This window comes from Serratia sp. MF1(2023) (genome assembly GCF_030954545.1).
Classification (GTDB): Bacteria; Pseudomonadota; Gammaproteobacteria; order Enterobacterales; family Enterobacteriaceae; genus Serratia; species Serratia sarumanii.
On record NZ_JAVHUX010000040.1, the window covers coordinates 22,699 to 30,663 of the forward strand.

Genomic DNA, 7,965 nt, shown 5'->3' on the forward strand with positions numbered 1-7,965 from the left:
TTGACTCCGTGTAAGTAATAAAAGTAACCGGTAAGTTATTAAAATGTAACAAAGCCGATTCGTAGAGTGCCAGTGAAGCTGAGGTTGTGCAACAACGATATGGAACTTGCATTAACGGGCAATGAAAACGGCTGGTGGATCGTCAGCCATGAAAGCAAACTTTGGTTACCGAACGGTGAATTGCCGTCGGGGACGGCCGCCACCCTCGGGCTGCAGGGCCGTATGGCGCGCACCATCGGTGAGTGGGCGGGGGCGCCGGTTTGGCTGGTGCGCCAGGCGATGCCGCGGGAGATGGGCTCGGTGCGTCAGCTGTTGGATCAGGATCGCGGTCTGTTTCAGCTTGCCGGACGCGGCGTGCAGCTGGCGGATTTCTACCGTTCACATCGCTATTGCGGCTACTGCGGCCATGAGATGCACCTCAGCCGCAGCGAGAGCGCCTGCCTGTGTGGCCACTGCAAAGAGCGCTACTATCCGCAGATTGCACCCTGCGTGATCGTCGCCATTCGGCGCGAGGATCAGATCCTGCTGGCGCAACACGTGCGCCATCGCGGCGGTATCCACACGGTGCTGGCCGGCTTCGTCGAAGTGGGCGAAACGCTGGAGCAGGCGGTAGCGCGCGAAGTGATGGAAGAGAGCAATATCGAAATCAAGAACCTGCGCTACGTCACTTCACAACCCTGGCCGTTCCCGCACTCGCTGATGATGGCCTTTATGGCCGATTACCATCAGGGGGAAATTCGTCACGATCCCAAGGAGCTGCTCAACGCCGGCTGGTATCGCTACGACCAACTGCCGCTGTTGCCGCCGCCCGGCACCGTGGCGCGCCGGTTGATTGAGGACACCGTGGCGCTGTGCCGGGCAGAATAATGTACAATGGCCGGCAGATTATTAAGGGAGCCCCATAAATGACTGAGTTGAAGAACGATCGCTACCTGCGCGCGCTGTTGCGCCAGCCGGTGGATGTGACCCCCGTATGGATGATGCGCCAGGCCGGTCGTTATTTACCGGAGTACAAGGCGACCCGCGCCCAGGCCGGTGATTTCATGTCGCTGTGCAAGAACGCGGAGCTGGCCTGCGAGGTCACGCTGCAGCCGCTGCGCCGCTATGCGCTGGACGCCGCCATCCTGTTCTCCGACATTCTCACCATTCCCGACGCCATGGGGCTCGGCCTGTACTTTGAAGCCGGCGAAGGCCCGCGTTTCAGCTCTCCCGTTACCTGCCGCGCCGACGTCGACAAGCTGCCGGTGTTCGATCCGGAAGTGGAGCTCGGCTATGTGATGAACGCGGTGCGCACCATTCGCCGCGAGCTGAAGGGCGAAGTGCCGCTGATCGGCTTCTCCGGCAGCCCGTGGACGCTGGCGACTTATATGGTCGAAGGCGGCAGCAGCAAAGCCTTCACCAAGCTGAAGAAGATGATGTATGCCGAACCGGCCACGCTGCATCTGTTGCTGGACAAGCTGGCGGACAGCGTGATCCTGTACCTCAATGCCCAGATCAAAGCCGGCGCGCAGTCGGTGATGGTGTTCGACACCTGGGGCGGCGTGCTGACCGGGCGCGACTACCGCGAGTTCTCTTTGCACTACATGCACAAGATCGTCGACGGGCTGCTGCGTGAAAACGACGGCCGCCGCGTGCCGGTGACGCTGTTCACCAAAGGCGGCGGGCAGTGGCTGGAGGCGATGGCCGCCACCGGCTGCGATGCGCTGGGGCTGGATTGGACCACCGACATCGCCGACGCGCGTCGGCGCGTCGGCGACAAAGTGGCGCTGCAGGGCAATATGGATCCGTCGATGCTGTATGCCTCTCCGGCGCGCATCGCGGAAGAAGTGGAGACCATTCTGGCCGGTTTCGGCCACGGCAACGGCCATGTGTTCAATCTGGGCCACGGCATCCATCAGGATGTGCCGCCGGAGCACGCCGGCGCCTTCGTCGAGGCGGTGCACGCGCACTCGGCGAAATACCACCGTTAAGGATTCGATGTGACCGATATGGCGGCCCTGCGCGCCGAACAGCTGCGGCGCGCGGCTGAAGTCATTCGCTACGACGATCTGCCGGCCGAACCGCCGGCCTTCATCGCCGGCGCCGACGTGGGCTTCGAGCAAGAAGGGGCGGTGACGCGCGCCGCCATCGCCATCCTGCGCTATCCGTCGCTGGAACTGGTGGAGTATCAGGTGGCGCGCATCGCCACCGTCATGCCCTACATCCCGGGCTTCCTGTCGTTTCGCGAATACCCGGCGCTGTTGGCCGCCTGGGGGCAGCTGCGGCAGAAGCCGGGGCTGATCTTCGTCGATGGGCATGGCATTTCGCATCCGCGGCGTCTCGGCGTCGCCAGCCATTTCGGCCTGCTGGTCGATGTGCCGACCATCGGCGTGGCCAAGAAGCGCCTGTGCGGCAAATTTGCGCCGCTGGACGCCGCCGTCGGCGCGCTGGCGCCGCTGGAAGATAAGGGTGAACCGCTGGGCTGGGTGTGGCGCAGCAAGGCGCGTTGCAACCCGCTGTTCATCTCTACCGGCCATCGCGTGAGCGCCGACAGCGCGCTGGCGTGGGTGCAACGCTGCATGGCGGGCTACCGATTACCGGAGCCGACCCGCTGGGCCGACGCCATCGCGTCGCGCCGTCCGGCGTTTCAGCGTTGGTTGCAGCAGCATCCGGAGGTGTCGCCATGAGCGATTTCGGGTACACTGCGCCGCAGATAACGCGTAAGAGAGTAAAGCATGCTACGTAACCCGATTCATTTACGTCTGGAACGGCTCGAGGCCTGGCAACATTTGACCTTTATGGCCAGTTTGTGCGAGCGTATGTACCCGAATTACCAGATGTTCTGCAAACAGACCGAGTTCGGCGATCCGGCGGTTTATCGCCGCATTCTGGATTTGGTGTGGGAAACGCTGGTGGTGAAGGACGCCAAGGTCAACTTCGACAGCCAGCTCGAGAAGTTGGAAGAGGCGATTCCGTCGGCGGAAGATTACGATCTTTACGGCGTTTACCCGGCAATTGATGCCTGTATCGCATTAGGGGAACTGATCCATTCGCGGCTCGGCGGGGAGACGCTGGAGCACGCCATTGCCATCAGCGAAACATCGATTCGCACCGTGGCGATGTTGGAAATGACCCAAGCCGGTAAGGAAATGACCGACGAAGAGTTGGAAAGTTTGCCTGCGGTAGAGGAAGAATGGGACATTCAATGGGAAATTTTCCGCCTGTTGGACGCCTGTGAAGAGCGCGATATAGACCTGATCAAGGGGCTGCGATCCGACCTGCGAGAGGCCGGTGTCAGCAACATCGGGATAAATTTAGCGCAATAAGGCAACAAAACGTGATTTAACGCCTGATTTGTCATGCCTTAAGGCTTCACATCCGCACCCTGTCTGGTCTACATTTGGGGGGCGTAAAAAAAGTGGCTATCGGTGCGTGTATGCAGGAGAGTGCTGTCAATCGGCATATCCGTCGCACTCGATGCTTTGCAAACGATAAACACACTGTAAGGATAACTTATGAACAAGACTCAACTGATTGATGTAATCGCGGACAAGGCTGACCTTTCCAAAGCACAAGCTAAACTGGCTCTGGAATCCACCCTGGCTGCTATTACTGAGTCTCTGAAAGAAGGTGATGCAGTACAATTGGTTGGCTTCGGTACTTTCAAAGTAAACCATCGTAGCGAGCGCACTGGCCGCAACCCACAGACTGGCAAAGAAATCAAAATCGCAGCAGCCAACGTGCCTGCGTTCGTTTCTGGCAAAGCACTGAAAGACGCTGTTAAATAAGACCGCGCCTCGGTGAAAAGAATAAACAGGGGGGCGATGGCGCCCCTTTTGTTTGCTCGTCGGGCGCTCATGGCCGTTGGCATCGCCGTCGGCCTGAGTGCCTGCAGTTTCCATTCCGATATCCCCAGCTTTACCGCCAGCGGCTTCGTGGCCGATCAGGGTGTGATACGCCTGTGGCGTAAAGACGATGAGCAACATCGTCCGCAGGTGTTGGTCAGCGTCTACAGCCCTTACCGTGGTCCGGGTACCATCACCACGCTGTACACCTATCAGGGCGACGTGCTGCGCCAAATCAAACGCAACGACGCCGACGGCGATCGAGATTCCATTCAGCTGCGCTTTGCCGACGACGGCACGGTGAGCTTTATGCAGCGCCAGCTGGCGACACGCCGCGAACCGCTGACCAGCGATGAAATCGCTCTGTACCAATATCAGGCGCGGCGGATCCTTGAAGTGAGCAATGCGCTGCGCGCCGGCAAGGTGAAATTGCTGCAGGGGCACTGGATGCAGGGCGAGGTGCAAACCTGCGACGGCCAGCGCATGAAACCGGGGCTGGATGCCGCCTCCATCGTTTGGATCGAGAAACGCGCCCGCAGCAGTAGCCGGCCGGTGAGCGTCGCCTGGCTGGAAGCGCCCGAAGGCAGCGAACTGCTGCTGGTGGCGAACGACGACTTCTGCAGCTGGGAACCGAAAGAAGACCAGCTGTAAAAAAGGCCCCGCGCTGCGGAGCCTCCCATCATGACCTTAGACGGCCAAATCACTTGCCGCGCGCAATCGCGCGATAACCGATGTCTTTGCGGCAGAAGCTGCCCGGCCACTGAATGCCTTCCGCCAGCTGGTAGGCGCGTTGCTGCGCCTGCGCCACGGTGTCGCCCAGCGCCGTTACGCACAGCACGCGGCCGCCGCTGGTGACGACATCATCGCCCTGCAGGCGTGTACCGGCGTGGAAGACCTTGCCGTCGGCGCTTTCCTGCTGCGGCAACCCCTGGATCACTTCGCCGTTGCGATAGTCCCCCGGATAACCGCCGGCCGCCAGCACCACGCCGAGCGCAGGGCGTTCGTCCCAGTCGGAGCTTTTCTCGTTCAGGCGGCCTTCGGCACCCGCCAGGCACAACTCCACCAGATCGGAGCGCAGGCGCAGCATGATCGGCTGGGTTTCGGGATCGCCAAAACGACAGTTGAATTCGATCACCTTCGGCTGGCCATCGGCGGCGATCATCAGGCCGGCGTACAGGAAGCCGACGTAGGTGTTGCCTTCCGCCGCCATGCCGCGCACCGTCGGCCAGATCACCTGGTCCATGGCGCGCCGGTGGATTTCGTCGGTCACGACCGGCGCCGGGGAGTAAGCCCCCATGCCGCCGGTGTTCGGGCCGGTGTCGCCGTCGCCGACGCGTTTGTGGTCCTGGCTGGTGGCCATTGGCACCACGTTCTCGCCGTCGACCATCACGATGAAGCTGGCTTCTTCGCCGTCGAGGAACTCTTCCACCACGATGCGATGACCGGCATCGCCGAAGGCGTTGCCGGCCAGCATGTCTCGCACCGCCTCTTCCGCTTCCTGCAGCGTCATCGCGACGATCACGCCTTTACCGGCCGCCAGGCCATCGGCCTTGATGACGATCGGTGCGCCTTTGCGGCGCACATAGGCCAGCGCTGGCTCCACCTCGGTAAAGTTTTCATATTCGGCGGTCGGGATGCGGTGGCGCGCCAGGAAATCTTTGGTGAAGGCTTTGGAGCCTTCGAGCTGCGCGGCGGCCTGCGACGGGCCGAAGATTTTCAAACCGGCGGCCTGGAAGGCGTCGACCACGCCGATCACCAGCGGCGCTTCCGGCCCGACGATTGTCAGACCGATGTCATGGCTCTGGGCGAAAGCGACCAGGGCAGGGATGTCGGTGGCGGCGATCGCCACGTTTTCCAGATTGGCTTCCAGCGCGGTGCCGGCATTGCCCGGCGCAACGTAGACTTTGTCCGCCAGCGGAGACTGGGCGGCTTTCCAGGCCAGCGCGTGCTCGCGCCCGCCGTTGCCGATAATCAAAATGTTCATCAGGGGCTCCACGAATGGCGTGCGCCGGAGCGCACGCGGCAAAAGGAATTAATGGCGGAAGTGACGCATGTCGGTAAAGATCATGGCGATGCCGTGTTCGTTGGCGGCGGCGATCACTTCGTCGTCGCGGATAGAGCCGCCCGGCTGGATCACGCAGGTGATGCCGACCGCCGCCGCGGCATCGATGCCGTCGCGGAACGGGAAGAAGGCGTCGGAGGCCATGGCGGATCCTTTCACTTCCAGCCCTTCGTCGCCCGCTTTGATGCCGGCGATCTTGGCGGAGTAAACGCGGCTCATCTGGCCGGCGCCTATGCCGATGGTCATGTTGTCACGTGCATAAACGATGGCGTTGGATTTCACGAACTTGGCCACTTTCCAGCAGAACAGCGCGTCGCGCAGTTCCTGTTCGGTCGGCTGACGCTCGGATACCACACGCAGATCGGCGGCGGTTACCATGCCCAGATCGCGATCCTGCACCAGCAGGCCGCCGTTGACGCGCTTGAAGTCCAGCTCCGCCACACGTTGCTGCCACTGGCCGCAGGCCAGCACGCGCACGTTCTGCTTGGCGGCCAGCAGGGAGCGCGCTTCCTGGGTGACGTTTGGCGCGATGATCACTTCCACGAACTGGCGGCTGATGATCGCCTGCGCGGTGGCGGCATCCAGCTCGCGGTTAAAGGCGATGATGCCGCCAAAGGCGGAGGTCGGGTCGGTTTGGTAAGCGCGCTCGTAGGCGGCCAGGATGTCGTCACCGATCGCCACGCCGCAAGGGTTGGCGTGTTTGACGATCACGCAGGCCGGTTCGGCGAACTCTTTCACGCATTCCAGCGCGGCGTCGGTATCGGCGATGTTGTTATAAGACAGCGCCTTGCCCTGCAGCTGCTCGGCGGTCGCGACGGACGCTTCCTTTACCTCTTCTTCTATATAGAAGGCGGCCTGCTGGTGGCTGTTCTCACCGTAGCGCATATCCTGCTTCTTGATGTAGTTGAGGTTCAGGGTGCGCGGGAAGCGGCCGGACGGCTGCTCGGTCTCGCCGTGGTACGCCGGCACCAGCGCGCCGAAGTAGTTGGCGATCATGCTGTCGTAGGCGGCGGTGTGCTCGAAGGCCTTGATGGCGAGATCGAAGCGGGTGGCATAGCGCAGCGAACCGTCGTTGTTGTCCATCTCGGTAATAATGGCGGCGTAGTCGCTGCTCTTCACCACGATGGCGACGTCTTTATGGTTCTTGGCGGCGGAGCGCACCATGGTCGGGCCGCCGATATCGATATTCTCGACCGCGTCTTCCAGCGAGCAATCCGGGCGCGCCACGGTTTGGGCGAACGGGTACAGATTGACGACCACCATGTCGATAGGCTGGATGTCATGCTGAGTCATGACGGCGTCGTCCTGCCCGCGGCGGCCGAGAATACCGCCGTGAACTTTTGGGTGCAGGGTCTTTACTCGTCCGTCCATCATCTCCGGGAAGCCGGTGTAGTCGGAAACTTCGGTAACGGGCAGACCGGCGTCTGCCAGCAGGCGAGCGGTGCCGCCGGTGGAGAGCAGTTCAACGCCGCGCTGGGAAAGCGCTTCGGCGAATTCAACGATACCGGCTTTGTCAGACACGCTGAGCAGGGCCCGGCGGATTGGACGAGGTTGTTGCATGGTTTTATCCCTTGGCTTTGAGTCGCAATTAAAGAGCGTTACGTGAATGTCCACCTCGTTCTCTCTATAAGGAAGGGTTTTTTGCCTTATAAAGGGAGGGGCAGGCGCATATTCAGGTAGCGCCCCCATAAAAAGGGGATCGTTTCGTCGCGGGGAATTGTAGCGAAAACGTTTGCGTGGCGCTCGTAAATTTTCCGTGCAAATCGCATCTGTGGATAACACTGTGTGCAAGTGGGTATAAGGCGGGGTTTTGCTGTGGAATGCAGCGAACGATCGTTTTTGCGGAAAATACCTGTTGCGGCCTGCGAGGAACTCCCTATAATGCGCCTCCATCGACACGGAACATGTGAACAACTTCACAGAGTATCCGGGGGTCGCAGAGAAAAAATCCTGAAAATTAGGGTTGACTCTGAAAGAGGAAAGCGTAATATACGCCACCTCGAGTTAGCAAGCGAAAGCGCCTAACTCACTGCTCTTTAACAATTTATCAGACAATCTGTGTGGGCACTCCACAAGACG

The 7,965-nt window shown here is 60.9% G+C and carries 8 protein-coding genes; 6 read left to right on the plus strand and 2 right to left on the minus strand.

Annotation, left to right across the window (positions count from 1 at the left end; genetic code table 11):
- Window positions 1–99: 99 nt before the first annotated feature.
- The 6 genes from nudC to REA38_RS19525 all read left to right on the plus strand — a co-directional run bounded on the left by nudC (window position 100) and on the right by REA38_RS19525 (window position 4,475).
- Window positions 100–867, plus strand: a complete 768-nt coding sequence (gene nudC / locus REA38_RS19500) for an NAD(+) diphosphatase (RefSeq protein WP_308886476.1) — start codon at window positions 100–102, stop codon at window positions 865–867.
- Window positions 868–905: 38 nt separating this feature from the next.
- Window positions 906–1,970: a uroporphyrinogen decarboxylase gene (gene hemE, locus REA38_RS19505; RefSeq protein WP_033636735.1), complete on the plus strand. Its 1,065-nt coding sequence runs from the start codon at window positions 906–908 to the stop codon at window positions 1,968–1,970.
- Between the two features lie 9 nt (window positions 1,971–1,979).
- Window positions 1,980–2,666, plus strand: coding sequence for a deoxyribonuclease V (nfi, locus tag REA38_RS19510; protein WP_039569769.1), 687 nt, complete (start codon window positions 1,980–1,982; stop codon window positions 2,664–2,666).
- A gap of 48 nt (window positions 2,667–2,714) precedes the next feature.
- Window positions 2,715–3,305 (plus strand): YjaG family protein, encoded by a 591-nt coding sequence (locus REA38_RS19515; protein ID WP_025160203.1) that lies wholly within the window; start codon window positions 2,715–2,717, stop codon window positions 3,303–3,305.
- Between the two features lie 189 nt (window positions 3,306–3,494).
- Complete coding sequence (hupA, locus tag REA38_RS19520; protein WP_004929874.1) at window positions 3,495–3,767, plus strand: nucleoid-associated protein HU-alpha; 273 nt, start codon at window positions 3,495–3,497, stop codon at window positions 3,765–3,767.
- A 36-nt stretch (window positions 3,768–3,803) separates the two neighbouring features.
- Window positions 3,804–4,475 (plus strand): DUF1481 domain-containing protein, encoded by a 672-nt coding sequence (locus REA38_RS19525; RefSeq protein ID WP_077791454.1) that lies wholly within the window; start codon window positions 3,804–3,806, stop codon window positions 4,473–4,475.
- A 49-nt stretch (window positions 4,476–4,524) separates the two neighbouring features.
- On the opposite strand, the gene purD is transcribed toward REA38_RS19525, so the two are convergent.
- Both purD and purH read right to left on the minus strand, forming a co-directional pair.
- A complete protein-coding gene (purD, locus tag REA38_RS19530) occupies window positions 4,525–5,808 on the minus strand; it encodes a phosphoribosylamine--glycine ligase (protein ID WP_033636738.1) in 1,284 nt (427 codons plus the stop codon).
- 48 nt (window positions 5,809–5,856) lie between these two features.
- Entirely contained in the window at window positions 5,857–7,446 is a 1,590-nt protein-coding gene (gene purH / locus REA38_RS19535; protein WP_308360045.1) for a bifunctional phosphoribosylaminoimidazolecarboxamide formyltransferase/IMP cyclohydrolase, read from the minus strand.
- Window positions 7,447–7,965: the final 519 nt, after the last annotated feature.